This is a genomic window from Trinickia symbiotica (genome assembly GCF_002934455.1).
Taxonomy (GTDB): domain Bacteria; phylum Pseudomonadota; class Gammaproteobacteria; order Burkholderiales; family Burkholderiaceae; genus Trinickia; species Trinickia symbiotica.
Genome location: NZ_PTIR01000014.1, coordinates 1 through 17,615 on the forward strand (window position 1 = coordinate 1; position 17,615 = coordinate 17,615).

General features: G+C 64.4%; 15 protein-coding genes and 1 pseudogene. 10 read left to right on the top strand and 6 right to left on the bottom strand.

The window, feature by feature from the left end; genetic code table 11:
• The first annotated feature begins 217 nt into the window (after window positions 1–217).
• Window positions 218–1,333, top strand: coding sequence for an Obg family GTPase CgtA (gene cgtA / locus B0G57_RS19360; RefSeq protein ID WP_018439837.1), 1,116 nt, complete (start codon window positions 218–220; stop codon window positions 1,331–1,333).
• 132 nt (window positions 1,334–1,465) lie between these two features.
• Window positions 1,466–2,584: a glutamate 5-kinase gene (gene proB, locus B0G57_RS19365; RefSeq protein ID WP_018439838.1), complete on the top strand. Its 1,119-nt coding sequence runs from the start codon at window positions 1,466–1,468 to the stop codon at window positions 2,582–2,584.
• Between the two features lie 33 nt (window positions 2,585–2,617).
• Here proB and B0G57_RS19370 read toward each other — a convergent pair whose 3' ends face one another.
• Window positions 2,618–3,196 carry a CNP1-like family protein gene (locus tag B0G57_RS19370; protein ID WP_018439839.1) on the bottom strand — a complete coding sequence of 193 codons (579 nt, stop codon included), beginning with the start codon at window positions 3,194–3,196 and terminating at the stop codon, window positions 2,618–2,620.
• 85 nt (window positions 3,197–3,281) lie between these two features.
• Window positions 3,282–3,968: an RNA pyrophosphohydrolase gene (locus tag B0G57_RS19375; protein WP_018439841.1), complete on the bottom strand. Its 687-nt coding sequence runs from the start codon at window positions 3,966–3,968 to the stop codon at window positions 3,282–3,284.
• Between the two features lie 257 nt (window positions 3,969–4,225).
• Between B0G57_RS19375 and B0G57_RS19385 the strand changes: the two genes are divergently transcribed.
• Window positions 4,226–5,992: a proline--tRNA ligase gene (locus B0G57_RS19385; RefSeq protein ID WP_018439842.1), complete on the top strand. Its 1,767-nt coding sequence runs from the start codon at window positions 4,226–4,228 to the stop codon at window positions 5,990–5,992.
• Window positions 5,993–6,038: 46 nt separating this feature from the next.
• Here B0G57_RS19385 and B0G57_RS19390 read toward each other — a convergent pair whose 3' ends face one another.
• Window positions 6,039–6,590 carry a hypoxanthine-guanine phosphoribosyltransferase gene (locus B0G57_RS19390; RefSeq protein ID WP_026229516.1) on the bottom strand — a complete coding sequence of 184 codons (552 nt, stop codon included), beginning with the start codon at window positions 6,588–6,590 and terminating at the stop codon, window positions 6,039–6,041.
• 107 nt (window positions 6,591–6,697) lie between these two features.
• A complete protein-coding gene (gene ffh / locus B0G57_RS19395) occupies window positions 6,698–8,065 on the bottom strand; it encodes a signal recognition particle protein (protein ID WP_026229517.1) in 1,368 nt (455 codons plus the stop codon).
• Between the two features lie 85 nt (window positions 8,066–8,150).
• On the opposite strand from ffh, the gene B0G57_RS19400 reads away from it, so the two are divergent.
• The 7 genes and pseudogenes from B0G57_RS19400 (at window position 8,151) to B0G57_RS19430 (ending at window position 16,043) form a co-directional block, all read left to right on the top strand.
• Window positions 8,151–9,077 carry a cytochrome C assembly family protein gene (locus B0G57_RS19400; protein ID WP_018439845.1) on the top strand — a complete coding sequence of 309 codons (927 nt, stop codon included), beginning with the start codon at window positions 8,151–8,153 and terminating at the stop codon, window positions 9,075–9,077.
• Between the two features lie 29 nt (window positions 9,078–9,106).
• A complete protein-coding gene (locus B0G57_RS19405) occupies window positions 9,107–9,415 on the top strand; it encodes a PP0621 family protein (protein ID WP_018439846.1) in 309 nt (102 codons plus the stop codon).
• Window positions 9,415–10,029 carry a 1,6-anhydro-N-acetylmuramyl-L-alanine amidase AmpD gene (gene ampD / locus B0G57_RS19410; protein WP_051089990.1) on the top strand — a complete coding sequence of 205 codons (615 nt, stop codon included), beginning with the start codon at window positions 9,415–9,417 and terminating at the stop codon, window positions 10,027–10,029. Before B0G57_RS19405 ends, ampD begins: the two co-directional genes overlap by 1 nt.
• A gap of 478 nt (window positions 10,030–10,507) precedes the next feature.
• Entirely contained in the window at window positions 10,508–13,501 is a 2,994-nt protein-coding gene (locus tag B0G57_RS19415) for a ribonucleoside-diphosphate reductase subunit alpha (RefSeq protein ID WP_018439848.1), read from the top strand.
• Window positions 13,502–13,787: 286 nt separating this feature from the next.
• Window positions 13,788–15,020 carry a ribonucleotide-diphosphate reductase subunit beta gene (locus tag B0G57_RS19420; RefSeq protein WP_018439850.1) on the top strand — a complete coding sequence of 411 codons (1,233 nt, stop codon included), beginning with the start codon at window positions 13,788–13,790 and terminating at the stop codon, window positions 15,018–15,020.
• 82 nt (window positions 15,021–15,102) lie between these two features.
• A pseudogene (locus B0G57_RS32275) lies at window positions 15,103–15,439 on the top strand (hypothetical protein).
• 25 nt (window positions 15,440–15,464) lie between these two features.
• Window positions 15,465–16,043: a histone H1-like DNA-binding protein gene (locus B0G57_RS19430; RefSeq protein ID WP_083925552.1), complete on the top strand. Its 579-nt coding sequence runs from the start codon at window positions 15,465–15,467 to the stop codon at window positions 16,041–16,043.
• A 104-nt stretch (window positions 16,044–16,147) separates the two neighbouring features.
• Here the strand turns inward: B0G57_RS19430 and B0G57_RS19435 are convergent, their stop codons facing one another.
• Both B0G57_RS19435 and B0G57_RS19440 read right to left on the bottom strand, forming a co-directional pair.
• Window positions 16,148–16,624: an outer membrane lipoprotein gene (locus tag B0G57_RS19435; protein WP_018439853.1), complete on the bottom strand. Its 477-nt coding sequence runs from the start codon at window positions 16,622–16,624 to the stop codon at window positions 16,148–16,150.
• Window positions 16,625–16,663: 39 nt separating this feature from the next.
• The gene (locus B0G57_RS19440) at window positions 16,664–17,602 is read right to left on the bottom strand and encodes a carbohydrate kinase family protein (RefSeq protein ID WP_018439854.1); all 939 of its coding nucleotides are present in this window, start codon (window positions 17,600–17,602) and stop codon (window positions 16,664–16,666) included.
• Window positions 17,603–17,615 lie beyond the last annotated feature (13 nt).

Here is a 17,615-nt window from a genome sequence, read left to right on the forward strand (position 1 = left end):
CGGCGCCTCCAGCGTTGTTCATGAACCGCCGTATGCGGAACCGCACGTACGGTGGTGTGAGAGGGCGACGGGGGCAACCCCGTCCCCTACTCGATGCCGGGGCCGCTGTGCTTTGCGTCGTGCGAAACCGTACGCGGAAGCACGCGCGCCGCGGGCGTATCGTGGCGGTCATGCGCCGGGCGCGGCAAAATAGCGGAAATATGGGACGGAGCGACACATGAAGTTCATTGACGAAGCGCGGATCGAAGTAATCGCCGGCGACGGCGGCGACGGCAGCGCGTCGATGCGCCGCGAAAAGTTCGTTCCGTTCGGTGGGCCGGACGGCGGCGACGGCGGCCGTGGCGGCAGCGTCTACGCCGTTGCGGATCGCAACATCAATACGCTGATCGACTACCGCTATGCGAAAAAGCATCAGGCCCGCAACGGCGAAAACGGCCGCGGCTCCGATTGCTACGGCAAGGGCGGCGACGATATCGTCCTGCGCATGCCCGTCGGCACGGTGATCGCGGATCTCGACACGGGCGAGCTGATTGCCGATCTGACCGAGCACGAACAGACCGTGCTGCTCGCAAAGGGCGGCGCGGGTGGCCTTGGCAACCTGCATTTCAAGTCGAGCACGAACCGCGCGCCGCGCCAGAAGACGGACGGCAAGCCCGGCGAGCGTCGCATGCTGCGTCTCGAATTGAAGGTGCTGGCCGATGTGGGCTTGCTCGGCATGCCGAACGCCGGCAAATCGACGTTCATTTCGTCGGTCTCGAATGCGAAGCCGAAAATCGCCGACTATCCGTTCACGACCCTCGCGCCGAACCTCGGCGTGGTGCGCGTCGGCCCCAGTAAGAGCTTCGTCATTGCCGATATTCCGGGCCTGATCGAAGGGGCGGCCGAAGGCGCCGGACTCGGGCACCAATTCCTGCGGCATTTGCAGCGCACTGGCCTGCTGCTGCATCTCGTCGACCTTGCTCCGTTCGACGAGAGTGTCGATCCTGTCGCCGAAGCAAAGGCGATTGTCGGCGAGCTGCGCAAGTACGACGAGGCGCTTTACCGCAAGCCGCGCTGGCTCGTGCTGAACAAGCTCGACATGGTGTCTGAGGACGAGCGCGAGGCGCGCGTGGCCGACTTCGTCAAGCGCTTCGAATGGGACGGGCCCGTTTTCGAGATCTCGGCGCTGACTGGCCTTGGCTGCGAGAATCTTTGCTACGCGGTCTATGACTATCTTGCCGAGCATTCGGACGCGCATCGCGCCGAGCAGGCGGAGGATCTTGCCGCCGACGTACGCTTTCGCGAAGCTGCCGCGCCAGGTTCGCCAAGCGACGCGCCGCCGCCGCGGGCGTGATACGCCCTACGCGGTCTCGCCTGCCGGAAGCGGCCAGGGAGAAAGCGGTCAGTTGCTGCGTTGTCCTGCCCACGCCGTTTCAGCGCGGGGCGGCTGAAGCGCCAAAGGGTCAATCAAGGAGACTTTTGCACGATGCGCTCTGTCATCGCGGATTCGAAACGCCTGGTCGTGAAAGTGGGGTCCAGTCTCGTGACGAACGACGGCCGCGGCCTGGATCAAGCTGCGATCGGCCGCTGGGCGCTCCAGATCGCGAAGCTGCGCCATGAGGGAAAGGAGGTCGTGCTCGTGAGCTCGGGTGCGATCGCGGAGGGAATGCAGCGACTCGGCTGGGTCAAGCGTCCGCGCGAGATCGACGAGTTGCAAGCCGCGGCCGCCGTCGGGCAGATGGGGCTCGCGCAGGTCTATGAAAGCCGCTTCGCCGAGCATGGCATCCGCACCGCGCAGATTTTGCTGACGCATGCCGATCTGGCCGACCGCGAGCGCTATCTCAACGCTCGCTCGACGCTGCTGACTCTGCTGTCGCTGGGCGTGGTGCCGATCATCAACGAAAACGACACCGTCGTCACCGACGAAATCAAGTTCGGCGACAACGACACCCTCGGCGCGCTCGTCGCGAACCTCATCGAAGGCGATGCGCTCATCATTCTCACCGATCAGCAGGGGCTTTTTACGGGTGATCCGCGCAAGCATCCGGGCGCGGAGCTCGTCCGGGAGGCCGATGCGGGTGCGCCCGAGCTCGAGGCGATGGCGGGCGGCGCGGGCACGAGCATCGGCCGCGGCGGCATGCTCACGAAGATCCTCGCGGCGAAGCGCGCGGCCGGCAGCGGCGCTAATACCGTGATTGCAAGCGGACGCGCGCCCGATGTGCTCGTGCGGCTCGCGACGGGAGAGGCAATCGGCACCCAGCTCATCGCTCGCACGGCGCGGCTCGCGGCGCGCAAGCAGTGGATGGCCGATCATCTGCAGGTGCGCGGCCATGTCGTCATCGACGACGGCGCAGTGGAGAAGCTCACCGCCGGCGGCAAGAGCTTGCTGCCGATCGGCGTTGTCGACGTCCACGGGCAGTTCGCGCGCGGCGAGGTCATCGCCTGCCTGAGCGTCGCCGGCCGCGAGGTGGCCCGCGGACTCACGAACTACAGCAGTGCCGAAGCGAAGCTGATTCATCGCAAGCCCAGCGGCGAGATTGAAGCGGTCCTCGGCTACATGCTCGAACCCGAGCTCATTCACCGCGACAATCTCGTCCTCGTCTGACGCGCGCCGCCGCGAGCGCGGCGGCAAGCCCGCTCAGTGAATCGCCGACGACAGCGTGCGGCCGAGGCGAAGGTTGTTGACGATGGTCTTGGTCGGCGCGGCCGGCATCTTGTTGTCGCAGAAATAATCTTGGTAAAGCGCGGCCTGATAGGCATTCAGGTTGCCATTCTCGATCCGCGTCCAGCTCGTCGCGACGTCGCGGTCCCAGCCGTCGTGATCGGCGTTCAGTCCGGCGTATTGCCGCCACTCGTAGGTATCGCAGCGGATGCCCTGGTAATTGACGTTGCGCGCGCCCGAGGGGCTCGTCACGACGACCGTGTACCGCACGACGCCGTCCGAGCCGACATCGACCGATTTCGCATCGACGGCGAACTTGAGCGGCGTGTTCTGCGAGACGTCGAATGGGAGCAGATTCGATTGCTGCGGCAGCGGCGGCAGTTGATCGACCTTGTTTTCGGTCCAGTTGCCCTGGCGATCGAGCAGATAGGTGAAGACGCTGTCGTCCTTGTTCGAGCTCGGCGTGGGGTTGGCGGGCGTATGCGAGCAGCCGGCGAGGAGCGCGCCAGCGGCTGCGCATACGAGGCTTGCCGCCGCGAGAGTCGTTGCTTTCAATTGATGTCCTCGAGAAACGGGCGCGATATTCGGAGAACCGAATGATAGCGTCCGTTCGCGGCGTTCAGTGATGATCGGCCCTTCGTCACTCGGGCAAGATTAGAATCGTCGACGTTTCCGAGCAGGGTGCCTCGGGCGGGCTGGCCCCTTCTTCCGCGACCGGGACGATCGTGCCCGCGGCCGATGCATGCTCCTCGCGCTCCGCCTCGGGCGGGCACGGTGCGCAGGGAGACCGACGGCCGTAACGCGAGCCGACGCCTTCACGGTGCCCGTGCCCGTTCTGTCCGTGGCGCGGCGCGGGGCGGCGCAGATACCTCGACAGCTCGGTCAGAGCCAATTGATAGACATCCCGCTTGAACTCGATCACACAATCGAGCGGCACCCAGTAATCGTTCCAGCGCCAGGCATCGAACTCCGGGTGATCGGTGGCACGCAGGCAGATGTCGCAATCGCGACCCAGCATCCGCAGCAAGAACCAAATCTGTTTCTGGCCGCGATAGTGCCCACGTACTTCGCGCTTGATGAACTTGTCCGGCACCTCGTAACGCAGCCAGTCGCGCGTGCGACCGATGATCTTGACATGCTCGGGAAGCAAGCCGGTTTCCTCGTGTAACTCCCGATACATCGCTTGCAGAGGGGTCTCTCCGTACTTGATGCCCCCTTGCGGAAACTGCCAGGAATGTTCACGTAGCCGCTTGCCCCAAAACACCTCGTTGTGCGCGTTCAAGAGGATGATGCCGACGTTCGGGCGAAAGCCTTCGCGATCCAGCATACAACCACCTTCGAATCCTTTAAAATTGTCTTGATTATAAACAGATAACGAGCCTTTGGCACCGGCATCCGGAAGGACCGGTCGGCGTCGCCGCACGGCTCGCGCGTGGCGCGACGGGCGGTTTGTCCGACGAATGGTTGCGGCACCTGAAGTACGGTGCGGCGCCTTCTTCGGGAAAACCGCCGCGAACGCCCGAGTCCGCTCGTTCCCTCTTTCGGCCGCCCCTTCCGGGGCGGCTGCTTTTGGAAAATCCTTCAATGAAAGCGTCCCGTTTTTTTATCGGCACCCTCAAGGAAGCGCCCGCCGACGCCGAAGTCGTCAGTCACAAGCTCATGGTGCGCGCCGGCATGATCCGGCGCGTCGCCGGCGGCATCTACTCCTATTTGCCGGTCGGGTTGCGCTCGGTACGCAAGGTCGAAGCCATCGTACGCGAAGAAATGAATCGGGCGGGGGCGCTCGAAGTTTTGATGCCGGCCGTGCAGCCGGCGGAGCTCTGGCAGGAGTCGGGGCGTTGGACCCAGTACGGCCCCGAGCTGCTGCGCTTCAAAGACCGCAAGGAAAGCGACTTCGTGATGGGGCCGACGCACGAGGAGGTCGTGACCGACATCGCGCGCAATCAGATCAAGAGCTACCGGCAACTGCCGGTGAACTTCTATCAGATTCAGACGAAGTTCCGCGACGAGATCCGTCCTCGGTTCGGCGTCATGCGCGGCCGCGAGTTCACGATGAAAGATGCGTACTCGTTCGACAAGGACCAGGCCGGGCTCGAAGCGTCGTACCGCAAGATGTTTGACGCCTACGTGCGCATCTTCACGCGAATCGGACTCGAATTTCGCGCCGTGACGGCCGATAGCGGCGCGATCGGGGGCAATCGCTCGCAAGAATTCCACGTGATCGCGGCGACGGGCGAGGACGATATCGCCTACTGCCCGAACTCGGATTTCGCCGCCAACGTCGAGGCTGCCGAGGCGTTGCCGCTCATCGCCGATCGTGCGGCCCCGAGCGAGCCCATGAAGAAGACGGCGACGCCGGGCAAGGCCAAGTGCGAGGCCGTTGCGGAATACTTGAACATTCCGCTCGAGCGAACGATCAAGTCGATCGTGCTCGCAACCGATAACGAAGGCGCCGAGCCGACGATCTGGCTGCTGATGCTGCGCGGCGATCACGAGCTCAACGAGGTGAAGACGGGCAAGCTGCCGGGCCTCGCGAACTTCCGCTTTGCAACGGAACAGGAAATCGTCGAGTGGTTCGGCACGCCGCCCGGGTATCTCGGGCCGATCGGCACGAAAAAGCCTGTCCAGGTCATCGCCGACCGCACCGTTGCGCACATGAGCGATTTTGTCGTCGGATCGAACGAGGTCGACTATCACACCACGGGCGTGAACTGGGGGCGCGATTTGCCCGAGCCGACCGTCGCCGATATCCGCAACGTGCGGCCGGGCGACCCATCGCCGGACGGCAAGGGCACGCTCGACATCTGCCGCGGCATCGAAGTCGGCCACGTTTTCCAGCTCGGCACGAAGTACTCCGATGCGATGGGCGCAACGTTCCTCGACGAAACGGGCAAGCCGCAATCGATGATGATGGGCTGCTACGGCATCGGCATCACGCGCATTCTCGGCGCCGCTATCGAGCAAAACTACGATGAGCGCGGCATCATCTGGCCCGAAGCGATCGCGCCTTTCGAGATCGTCCTCTGCCCGATGGGCTACGATCGCAGCGACGCCGTACGCGAAGCAGCCGACAAACTCTATGCGCAACTCGTGGAAGCCGGCGTCGACGTGATCCTCGACGATCGCGGCGAGCGGCCCGGCGTCATGTTCGCCGACTGGGAGCTGATCGGCGTTCCGCATCGGCTCGTTATCGGCGATCGCGGCTTGAAGGATGGCAAGATCGAGTATCAGGGCCGCCGCGACACCGAGCCGACGCTCGTGCCGACCGGCGAAGCGGCCGCGTTCGCCCGTGCGCGGATTCAGGAAGGACTCGAGGGTGGAGTAGCGGCGAATCGGCCGGTCGAGGTCTAGTCCCTCATCCGGCGGCAAGGCGTGCGCCCGCGCGGGGCGCGCGCCGTTACAGATCGTCCGTCAACGCGCGGATCGCCGGCAGATTGCGCCAGTAGCCCTTCGCATCCATGCCGCAGCCGAATACATAGCGATCGGGCACCTCGAAGCCTCGAAAGTCGGGGTAGAGCGGCTTGTCCTTGTTGAGCTGTTTCTCGCAGAGCACCGCCGAGAGGAAGCGCTTCGCTCCCATGGCGAGGATCCGATCGCGGATGGCCGCCATCGTCTCCCCTTCATCGAGAATGTCGTCGAGCACGAGCACGATGCGGTCTTTGACCGATTCGGCCGGCGCCACGCGCCACTGCATTTCCTTGCTGCCTTGCGTGCTGTTGCGGTAGCGCGTCAGATGGATGTAATCGAACTCGAGCGGGAAGTCGAGGCGCGGCAGCAGCATGCCCGTGAACACGGCCGCCCCGCCCATCACGGAGAGCAGGAGCGGGAAGGCTTCGCTCATCTCCGCGCGGATAGCTTGCGCCATACGCGAAATCGACGCCTCGACATCGGCGGCCGATACGATTTCTTCCGATTGGCGGAAGATCTGGAGGGCTTCTTCTCGATTCATGGTCATGAGCGGGCAGTGACAATATATATAGTGTGATAGCGCTGCGGCTGGCTCGGCGCAAGGAAAGAACGACAACTAAGCGCGGCGGCGATCGCCGTGCACCGCGCTTAGCGCATCCCCGGCAACATGCCTTTCATGCCGCGCATCATCTTTTGCAGATTCCCGCCTTTGAGCTTTTTCATCATCGTGCGCATCTGCTCGTATTGATTGAGCATCCGGTTGACCTCCTGCACCTGCACGCCCGCGCCCGCGGCGATGCGGCGCTTGCGCGTCGCCTTGATGAGCTCGGGCTTCGCGCGCTCGGCCGGCGTCATCGAGTTGATGATCCCTTCCATGCGACGCATCTGCTTTTCCGCCTGGCTCATGTCGGCGCCGGCCGCCGCTTGCTGAAACTGCGCGGGCAGCTTGTCCATGAGCGTCGAGAGACCGCCCATGTTCTTCATCTGCGAGAGCTGCGCGCGAAAGTCGTTGAGATCGAAGTCGCCGCCTTTCTTGACCTTGTCGGCAAGCTGTTGCGCGGCCTTTACGTCGACGTTGCGCTGCGCTTCCTCGACGAGCGCGAGGATGTCGCCCATGCCGAGGATCCGGTTTGCCATGCGGTCCGGATAGAAAATCTCGAGCCCGTCGAGTTTTTCTGCCACGCCGACGAACTTGATCGGCTTGCCCGTGACGTGCCGCACCGAGAGTGCTGCGCCGCCGCGCGAATCGCCGTCGAGCTTCGTCAGCACGACGCCCGTCAGCGGCAGCGTGTCATTGAACGCTTTCGCGGTGTTGACGGCGTCCTGGCCAAGCATCGCGTCGACGACGAAGAGTGTTTCGGCTGGCTTCAGGGCCGCGTGCAGCGCGGCGATTTCCTGCATCATCGCCTCGTCGATGCCGAGCCGCCCCGCCGTATCGACGATCAGCACGTCGTGATAGTGGCGCTTCGCCCAGTCGACCGCCGCGACGGCGATATCGACGGGTTTCTGATCCGGCTGCGACGGGAAAAAGTCGGCGCCGACCTGCTCGGTGACCGTCTTCAGCTGCGCGATGGCGGCCGGGCGATAGACGTCGCACGATACGGTCAGCACCTTCTTCTTGTACTTCTCGCGCAGCAGCTTCGCGAGCTTGCCGACCGTCGTCGTCTTGCCGGCGCCTTGCAGGCCCGCCATCAAGATGACCGCGGGCGGCGTGACGGCAAGATCGAGCTCCGCGGCGCGGCCTTCATAGTCGCCGCCGATCACGGCGGTGAGTTCGCGCTGCACGACGCCGACGAGCGCTTGCCCCGGCGACAGGCTGCCGAGCACTTCCTCGCCGACCGCCTTTTCCTTGACCTTCGCGATGAAATCGCGGACGACGGGCAGGGCGACGTCGGCTTCGAGCAGGGCGAGGCGCACTTCGCGCAGCATTTCCTGCGTATTCGCTTCGGTGAGTCGGGCTTCGCCGCGCAGCGTCTTGACGACGCGCGCCATCCGTTGGGTAAGAGTGTCGAGCATGGGAAGCGGGCGAAAGAGAAAGAGAGCGTCGCGGGCGCGCTTGGCCAGCCAGGCGCGCGCAAATGACTAGTGTAAACTCGGGAATATGGACATTGTACTGTATGCCCTTACCGCGCTCCTTTACGGCGGCCTCGCCGCGGCGGCGTGGCGCGCCTGCTGGGTGGCCGCGACGGGGGGGCTCGACGCGCAGCGGCACGGCATGTTCTCGAGCGTGCCGCCCGTGCCGGCGGCGCCCGCGCTTGCGGCGGCTTCGGGCATGACGGCACCGGGCCGCGTATTGCTCTTCGTTGCGCTCGTCGCGCACGGCGTGCTGCTCCACATGACGATCTTCCCGCACGACGCGATGGTGTTCGGCTTCGCGTTCGCGCTCTCGGCCATGTTCTGGCTCGGGTCGGGCATCTACTGGATCGAAAGTTTCTTTCTGCCGCTCGACGGGCTGCGCCTGCTCGTGCTGCCGCTTGCCTGCGTCGCGTCGCTGCTGCCCCTCGCGTTCGGGGGCGTGCGCGTGCTTCCTTACGCGGCCGCGCCGCTCTTCAAGCTGCATTTCATCATCGCGAACATGGCTTACGGGCTTTTCGCGATTGCCGCGCTGCACGCGGTGCTGATGCTCTTCGCCGAGCGGCGTCTCCATGCGCTGCGCGGCGCGCTCGAGCGCAGGCCTGCCGCCGGCTGGATCGCGGGCTGGCTCGATACGTTGCCGCCGCTATTGACGCTCGAGAAACTGCTGTTCAGGATGATCGGCGCCGGGTTCGCGCTGCTGACGCTGACGCTGCTTTCCGGCGCGCTTTTCAGCGAGCAATTGAAGGCGCGCGCGCTCACGTTCGATCACAAGACCGTCTTTGCGATCCTCTCGTGGCTCATGTTCGGCGCGCTGCTCACGGCGCGCAAGATCTCGGGTTGGCGAGGCCGCGCCGCGCTGCGCTGGGTGCTCGCGTCGTTCGTCGCGTTGCTGCTCGCGTACGTCGGCAGCCGCTTCGTCTTCGAGGTGCTGTTGCACCGCCCCGTCGTCTAATCTCACGGCAACGCGCTCGCGTTTCCCCTATGCGACAACTTCTCCTTCTCATCCTGCTCGTCTTCGTCGGACGTTGGCTCATGAAGACGATTCGCGCGGCCGAAGCCGCCCGGGCGTCGGGCGCGAACGGCGCTGGGTCCGCGGGCGGGCCGCGGACTGATCGACGAGGCCCGTTCGGCGCGCGGCCGGCGCAGACCGCCCCCTCTCTCGCGGAGCCGGTCGTACGCTGCGCGGCCTGCGGCGTGCATGCGCCGAAGAGCGAGTCGCTCTTCGCCGAGGGGCTGTATTTCTGCTGCGCGGACCACGCCCGCCGTCATGCGGCGCGCGCGGCGCGGTGATGAACGAAAGTCCCCATCGCCCACCGGTGCCGGCGCGAGAGTGGGTGGTCGGCGACGACGGCTGGGTGCACGGTGCGCGCGCGCTGCCATCGCCGAACTTCGAAGCGCGCCCCGAGGGCACCGTGCCGACGCTCGTCGTCGTTCACAACATCAGTCTGCCGCCCGGCGAGTTCGGCGGCGAAGCGATCGGCGAGCTGTTTCAGAATCGCCTCGATTGCTCGGCGCACCCTTACTATCACGCCCATCTGCGCGATCTGCGCGTGTCGTCCCATTTCCTGATCCGCCGAGACGGGGCGCTCGAGCAATTCGTTTCGTGCGACGCGCGGGCTTGGCACGCGGGCGCCTCGAGCTTTCTCGGCCGGGAACGTTGCAACGACTTCTCCATCGGCATCGAACTCGAAGGTACCGACCACGTCCCGTTCGAGTCCGAGCAGTATGGAGCGCTCGCAGCGCTCGTGAGGATACTCGTCGCCCGCTATCCGATCGAAGCGCTCGCCGGACACTCGGACGTCGCGCCTGGCCGCAAGACGGACCCCGGTCCGTATTTCGATTGGCCCCGGCTCGCGCGCGACGCCGGACTCGCCGATCGGTATTTCCCCTATCGACATCGTTGAGCAGACGTACCCGCGGTTTGCCCCGTGCCCGGAAAGCCGCGCCGCCTCTTGCGTTCGGGCCAAGTCCTTGTCCGGTCTCGACAGACGAAAAGTCAAGGGTTCGACCGCAAATAAACCTTTTGGCTAGGCCAATTGGGTCTACTATACTTGGTATCAGCGTTACACAAACTCACTAGATGTTGTGTCGAGACGCCGGCAGCGCTCCGAATCGGGCGGGGCGCCGCGGTATTCGAAGGCGTCATCAAAGATGCGGGCCGAAGGCGTGGGCAACAGGTCCGACGCCTTGGCCTTCGGGGAAAAAGGACGCAGGAAACCTGCAAGAAGAAATGACGAAGGCCATCGTCCATCACGCATTGCCAGGTCTGGCAGCCAAATTGCGTCTCTTCTTTCTCCGCACCTCATCGTTCGCGCTCGGGGTGGCGCGGCGGTTGTTCCAATCCGCGGGTTGTCCGCAAATCAGAGATCAGGAGCTTTGCATATGCAAACGACCGACAACATGACGAGCCAGCACGAGAGCGCGCCGGTAGGCCGCGCCGTCGGTGCCGCAGCCTCCGCGAATGCGCTTGCGCCACAGGCGACGTTCGCGGATTACAAGGTAATTCGCCGTAATGGCAGCGTCGTGTCGTTCGAGCCGTCCAAGGTCGCCATCGCGATGACGAAGGCGTTTCTCGCTGTGAACGGCGGGCAGGGTGCCGCGTCGGCGCGCGTGCGCGAGCTCGTCGAGCAACTCACGCAAAACGTCGTCCGTGCGCTCGTGCGCAGCCGGCCGAACGGCGGCACGTTTCATATCGAAGACATCCAGGATCAGGTCGAGCTCGCGCTGATGCGCGGCGGCGAGCACAACGTCGCCCGCGCCTATGTGCTGTACCGCGAGAAGCGCAATCAGGAACGGGCGCAGGCCCATGAAGAGGCGGGCCAGGCGCCGGGCTTGAACGTCGTCGACAACGGCGTGACGCGTCCGCTCGACATGCGGGCGCTCTCGGCGCTCATCGAATCGGCTTGCGAGCATCTCGGCGACGCCGTGAGCGCCGAGCCGATCGTCGCCGAGACCGTCAAGAACCTCTACGACGGCGTGCCGATGAGCCAGGTCTACGATTCGGCCATCCTCGCGGCGCGCACGATGATCGAGAAGGACCCGGCGTACAGCCAGGTGACGGCGCGCATCCTGCTGCACACGATCCGGCGCGAGATCCTCGGCGAAGAGGTGACGCAGCACGAAATGGCCGAGCGCTATGTCGAGTACTTCCCGCAGTTCGTGAAGCGCGGCGTCGAGGCCGAGCTGCTCGACGAGAAACTGCTGCAATTCGACCTGAAGCGCCTCGGCGCGGCGCTCGACGCGAGCCGCGACCTGCAGTTCGGCTACCTCGGCCTGCAGACACTCTACGATCGCTACTTCCTGCACGTCGAAGGCACCCGCATCGAAATGCCGCAGGCATTCTTCATGCGAGTGGCGATGGGCCTCGCGCTCAACGAAATCGACCGCGAGGCCCGGGCGATCGAGTTCTACAACGTCCTCTCGACCTTCGACTTCATGAGCTCGACGCCGACGCTCTTCAACTCGGGCACGCGCCGCTCGCAGCTCTCGTCGTGCTACCTGACGACGGTCGCCGACGATCTGGACGGCATCTACGAGGCCCTGAAGGAAAACGCGCTGCTCTCGAAGTTCGCGGGCGGCCTCGGCAACGACTGGACGCGCGTGCGTGCGCTGGGCTCCCACATCAAGGGCACCAACGGCAAGTCCCAGGGCGTCGTGCCGTTCCTGAAGGTCGTCAACGACACGGCCGTCGCGGTCAACCAGGGCGGCAAGCGCAAGGGCGCCGTCTGTGCCTACCTCGAGACGTGGCACCTCGACATCGAGGAGTTCCTCGAGCTGCGCAAGAACACGGGCGACGACCGCCGCCGCACGCACGACATGAATACGGCGAACTGGATTCCGGACCTCTTCATGAAGCGGGTCATGGAAGCCGGCGAGTGGACGCTCTTCTCGCCGTCGACGTGCCCCGATCTCCACGACAAGTTCGGCGCCGAGTTCGAGGCGGCTTACACGGCCTACGAAGACAAGGCGGCCCGTGGCGAGATCAAGCTGTTCAAGAAGATCCCGGCGCAGCAGCTCTGGCGCAAGATGCTCGGCATGCTGTTCGAGACGGGGCACCCATGGATCACGTTCAAGGATCCCTGCAACGTGCGCTCGCCGCAGCAGCACGTCGGCGTGGTCCATTCGTCGAACCTTTGCACGGAAATCACGCTGAACACGAGCGACACCGAGATCGCGGTCTGCAACCTCGGCTCGGTCAACCTCGTCGCGCACATGGCCAAAGCGGCCGACGGCAGCTACACGCTCGACCACGACAAGCTGAAGCGGACGATCAGCGTGGCGATGCGCATGCTCGACAACGTCATCGACATCAACTATTACGCCGTCTCGAAGGCGCGCAACTCGAACTTGAAGCACCGTCCCGTCGGCATGGGCATCATGGGCTTCCAGGACTGCCTGCACCTGTTGCGCACGCCGTACGCCTCGGATGCGGCCGTCGAGTTCGCCGACCGTTCGATGGAAGCGGTCTGCTACTACGCTTACTACGCGTCGACGGAGCTCGCCGAGGAGCGCGGCCGCTATTCGAGCTACCGCGGCTCGCTCTGGGACCGCGGCATCCTCCCGCAGGACACGCTGAAGCTCCTCGAGGAGGCGCGTGGCGGCTACGTGGAGGTCGACGCCAGCGAGGCGATGGACTGGGCGGCGTTGCGCGCGCGCATCGCCACGCACGGCATGCGCAACTCGAACTGCATCGCGATCGCGCCGACGGCGACGATCTCGAACATCATCGGCGTCTCCGCCTGCATCGAGCCTACGTTCCAGAACCTCTACGTGAAGTCGAATCTGTCGGGCGAATTCACGGTCGTGAACGACTACCTCGTGCGCGACTTGAAGGTGCGCGGGCTTTGGGACGAAGTGATGGTCGCCGACCTGAAGTACTTCGACGGCTCCCTCTCGCGCATCGATCGCGTGCCGGCGGACTTGCGCGCGATCTATGCGACGGCGTTCGAGGTCGATCCCAAGTGGCTCGTCGAGGCGGCCTCGCGTCGCCAGAAGTGGATCGATCAGGCCCAGTCGCTCAACATCTACATGGCGGGCGCATCGGGCAAGAAGCTCGACGAGGTCTACAAGCTTGCCTGGCTGCGCGGCCTCAAGACGACCTACTACCTGCGCACGATGGCGGCGACGCACGTTGAGAAATCGACGGTGGCGCATGGCGCGCTCAATGCGGTGCCGATGAATGAAGGCGGCGTTGGCGGCCAGGGTGGTGGCGCGGCCGGCGGCTTTGGCGCCGTAGGCGGCGCGGGTGGCGTGACGAGCGGCGCGGGCGGCTTCAACGCAGCGCCGGCCGCGGTCGCGGCGCCGGAAGCAGACGGTCCCGTTTGCATGCTGCGTCCGGGCGACCCGGGCTTCGACGAATGCGAGGCCTGCCAGTAACGGCCGACGCGCGAGATGAAGTCGTGCGCCGTGCGCGATGCGCGGCGCATGACCGGAGCAATCGCGAGCCCTCGATGAGGGATGGCTTCGAGGTCACTCGATCGCATGAACGAGCATCATCGACTCGCATTGCTCGCACACTCGACAACGTCGATCGATCGAAGCTGCGATCAAAGTGTTGTATGCACGTTGCAGCGTCAATCGAAAAGAGCGATTTTCATGAGCGAACCCTTTTATCGCTCGTGAAAAGATGGTACAAACCGATCTAAATTGATGGTGAGAATTTATGCTCAACTGGGATGACGAGACGACTGCCGTAACTCCCTCGAGCGGTTCGCAATCGAATGCGTTGCGTAACCCCGCGGGGCCGGCTGTCGGAGCGCAAGCAGCGACGCACCGCGCGACGCATGCTCCGGTGGCGCAAGACATCTTCGCGGGCGACGTCGCCGTTGCCCCTTACGTGGAGCAGCCGGTGCGCGCGAGCGAGGCGCCCGCCTCCGAAGCTCGCGTGAACGTCGCCGACAAGCGGATCATCAACGGCCGCACCGACGTCAACCAACTCGTACCGTTCAAGTACAAGTGGGCATGGGAGAAGTACCTGGCCGGCTGCGCGAACCACTGGATGCCGCAGGAAATCAATATGTCCCGCGACATCGCGCTCTGGAAGGACCCGAACGGGCTCACGGAAGACGAGCGTCGCATCGTCAAGCGCAACCTCGGCTTCTTCGTGACGGCCGACTCGCTCGCCGCGAACAACATCGTGCTCGGCACCTACCGGCACATCACGGCGCCCGAGTGCCGGCAGTTCCTGCTGCGCCAGGCGTTCGAAGAGGCGATCCACACCCATGCCTATCAGTACATCGTCGAGTCGCTCGGTCTCGACGAAGGCGAGATCTTCAACGCCTATCACGAGGTCAAGTCGATCCGTGAGAAAGACGAATTCCTGATCCCGTTCATCCATACGCTGACCGATCCCGCCTTCAAGACCGGCACGCTCGAAGCGGACCAGAAGCTCCTGAAGTCGCTGATCGTATTCGCGTGCGTGATGGAGGGACTGTTCTTCTATGTCGGGTTTACGCAAATCCTCGCACTCGGCCGGCAGAACAAGATGACGGGCGCGGCGGAACAGTACCAGTACATCCTGCGCGACGAGTCGATGCACTGCAATTTCGGCATCGACCTCATCAACCAGATCAAGCTCGAGAACCCGCATCTGTGGACGTCCGAATTCCGCGAGGAAATCCGCGGACTGTTCCGCCACGCGGTCGATCTCGAGTATCGCTACGCGGAGGACACGATGCCGCGCGGCGTGCTGGGGCTCAATGCGTCGATGTTCAAAAGCTATCTGCGCTTCATCTGCAACCGCCGTTGCCAGCAGATCGGACTCGACCCGCTGTTCCCGAACGAAGAGAATCCGTTCCCGTGGATGAGTGAAATGATCGACTTGAAGAAGGAGCGCAACTTCTTCGAGACGCGAGTCATCGAGTATCAGACCGGCGGTGCGCTGTCCTGGGAATGACGACGGCGTGCATCGCGAACGAAATGGATGGGGTCGCCGCGGCACAGGCCGCGGCGCGCAGGACTAGGAGCACAAACGCCTGATGCAAAGCATGGCCGGCGGCAGGACCGCCCACAAACATGACAGGCACTTTGCGAACCCTTCAGTGGGATGGGCGAACTACCCCCCGAAAAAACCGGTGGCCGAGGCCTTGCCGCCATCGGCTCGGCTCAAGCGAATTCCGGCAGGCGCAAGCGCGATGCGCTTGGCTGCCGACTCGATCTGGCGTGCTGCACCCGACGGTGCCGCACGCCTTACCGCATTCATTAGCGTAAGCGCGTTGCATTCGCGTACGCCGATGAATAGCCCGCTTCGCAGCGCGCGCCCTGACCGGTGCGCAGCGGGAAGCGGGTTTTGAAGAAGGGTGTAGTTCAATCTGACTATCGAAACCTGAAGGAGAAAACAATGGCAACTGCCAAGAAGAAACCCGCCGCGAAGAAAGCCGCTCCGGCCAAGAAAACCGCGGCGAAGAAGGTTGCGGTGAAGAAGGTTGCAGCGAAGAAAGCCGCTCCGGCCAAGAAGGTTGCAGCGAAGAAGACCGCCGTGAAGAAGGTTGCGGCCAAGAAGACCGCCGTGAAGAAGGTTGCGGCGAAGAAGGCCGCCCCGGCCAAGAAGACCGCAGCGAAGAAGGTCGCGACGAAGAAGGTCGCCGCGAAGAAGGCAGCTCCGGCCAAGAAGGCAGCCGGTAAGAAGGTTGCGGCGAAGAAGGCTGCGCCCGCGAAGAAGGCTGCTGCCAAGAAGGCCGCGCCTGCGAAGAAGGCTGCCGCGAAGAAGGCTGCGCCCGCGAAGAAGGCTGCTGCCAAGAAGGCCGCCCCCGCGAAGAAGGCTGCCCCTGCGAAGAAGGCTGCCGCGAAGAAGGCTGCGCCTGCTGCCCCCGCTGCGCCTGCGGCTCCCGCGGCTCCGGCGGTTACCTCGAGCACGGCTCCCAAGTCGACGCTCAACCCCGCTGCGGCTTGGCCCTTCCCGACTGGCAGCCGTCCGTAAGCGCTGTCGTCGCGAGTGCGGCGCTTTGCGCCCACTCGTTGATCGAAGCCCCGTCGCTGGTGTTATCGGCGGCGGGGTTTTTTCATCCGCAATGCATCAACGCGTCAATGCGTGACGCGCGTCACGCCGCCGCTCGATAGCAGACGAACGCGTTCGCCGGCCTGGAAGACCTCGCCCGTCGCCGCTTGCGTAATTGCGCGCAAGTCTCCGTTGTCGAGACGCACCGTGATTTCGACGCCGTTCTTCTTCGCCACGCCGTTTTCGATCGCGTTACCGGCCACGGCGCCCGCGAGGCCGCCAACGATGGCCGTCAGGATCGAGCCCTTGCCGCCGCCGATCGTGCTGCCCGCGACCGCGCCAACGGCGCCGCCGCCGAGCGCGCCGAGCCCGCTCGGCTGGCCGTTGTTAGAGACGATCGTCACCGCGCGCACGCTCTCGATCGTACCCATACGGACGGTCGCTTCGCGCTGCGCCTGATCGGCGTTGTAGACGTCCGCGGAACTGCTGTTATAGGCGCACCCTGTTACCGCCAGCATGCCGGCGAGCATCGCGGCGAGCGCCAGACGAGCCGATGTCTTCATGTTCTTTTACTCCTACTCCAGTGGCACTGTGGTTGCCGTTCACCGCAGGCTATAGCCGAACGCCTCGGCGAACCGCGTGTCGATTTCATCGCGAGAGGGCGCATAGGTTTGCGGACCGGCGTGCTCGATTTTGAGCGAGCCCATGAGGCTTGCCAAGCGGCCCGTCGTGGTCCAATCCATGCCGTTTTCGATGCCGTGGAGCAGGCCGCCGCGAAAGGCGTCGCCGCAGCCCGTCGGGTCGACGACGCGCGCGGGCGCGACCGCGGGAATCTCCTCGCACCGGCCCGCGTGGTGAATATGGGCCCCGTTTTCGCCGTACGTGACGACGAGCGCGTCGACGTGGCTGGCGATTTCCTCGAGCGACCAGCCGGTCTTGTTGCTGACGAGCTTCGCTTCGTAGTCGTTGACCGCGACGTAATCGGCAAGTTCAATTGCGCGGCGCAGCGCTTCGCCCGTAAAGAGCGGCAGGCCTTGACCCGGATCGAAGATGAACGGCACGCCAGCCGCCGCGAGTTTTTCCGTGTGCTGGACCATGCCTTCGTAGCCGTCCGGCGCGACGATGGCAAGCGTAATGCCGGATGCTTCGTCCGCGCGGTTCAGATGCGACTGCATCATCGCGCCCGGGTGAAATGCCGTGATCTGGTTGTTGTCCAGATCGGTCGTGATCATCGCCTGCGCCGAATAGGTGTCGGGCACGACGAGGACGTGATCCTTCGCGAGGCCGAGATGGTCGAAGCGATCGAGATACGGTTGTGCATCCATCGAACCGAGCGTCGCCATGATTCGCGCGTCGCCGCCGAGCAGGTTCAGCGCGTATGCGATGTTGCCGGCGCATCCGCCGAACTCGCGGCGCATCGTCGGCACGAGAAAGCTGACGTTCAGGATGTGGACTTGCTCGGGCAGGATGTGGTCGCGAAACCGGCCCTGAAAGGTCATGATGTTGTCGTAGGCGAGCGAGCCGCAAATCAGCGTAGCCACGGCGAAGGTTCCT

Coding starts and splice junctions, on each gene's coding strand:
- cgtA (WP_018439837.1), top strand. CDS start 218: ATGAAGTTCATTGACGAAGCGCGGATCGAAGTAATCGCCGGCGACGGC.
- proB (WP_018439838.1), top strand. CDS start 1,466: ATGCGCTCTGTCATCGCGGATTCGAAACGCCTGGTCGTGAAAGTGGGG.
- B0G57_RS19375 (WP_018439841.1), bottom strand. CDS start 3,968: ATGCTGGATCGCGAAGGCTTTCGCCCGAACGTCGGCATCATCCTCTTG.
- B0G57_RS19385 (WP_018439842.1), top strand. CDS start 4,226: ATGAAAGCGTCCCGTTTTTTTATCGGCACCCTCAAGGAAGCGCCCGCC.
- B0G57_RS19390 (WP_026229516.1), bottom strand. CDS start 6,590: ATGAATCGAGAAGAAGCCCTCCAGATCTTCCGCCAATCGGAAGAAATC.
- ffh (WP_026229517.1), bottom strand. CDS start 8,065: ATGCTCGACACTCTTACCCAACGGATGGCGCGCGTCGTCAAGACGCTG.
- B0G57_RS19400 (WP_018439845.1), top strand. CDS start 8,151: ATGGACATTGTACTGTATGCCCTTACCGCGCTCCTTTACGGCGGCCTC.
- B0G57_RS19405 (WP_018439846.1), top strand. CDS start 9,107: ATGCGACAACTTCTCCTTCTCATCCTGCTCGTCTTCGTCGGACGTTGG.
- ampD (WP_051089990.1), top strand. CDS start 9,415: ATGAACGAAAGTCCCCATCGCCCACCGGTGCCGGCGCGAGAGTGGGTG.
- B0G57_RS19415 (WP_018439848.1), top strand. CDS start 10,508: ATGCAAACGACCGACAACATGACGAGCCAGCACGAGAGCGCGCCGGTA.
- B0G57_RS19420 (WP_018439850.1), top strand. CDS start 13,788: ATGCTCAACTGGGATGACGAGACGACTGCCGTAACTCCCTCGAGCGGT.
- B0G57_RS19430 (WP_083925552.1), top strand. CDS start 15,465: ATGGCAACTGCCAAGAAGAAACCCGCCGCGAAGAAAGCCGCTCCGGCC.
- B0G57_RS19435 (WP_018439853.1), bottom strand. CDS start 16,624: ATGAAGACATCGGCTCGTCTGGCGCTCGCCGCGATGCTCGCCGGCATG.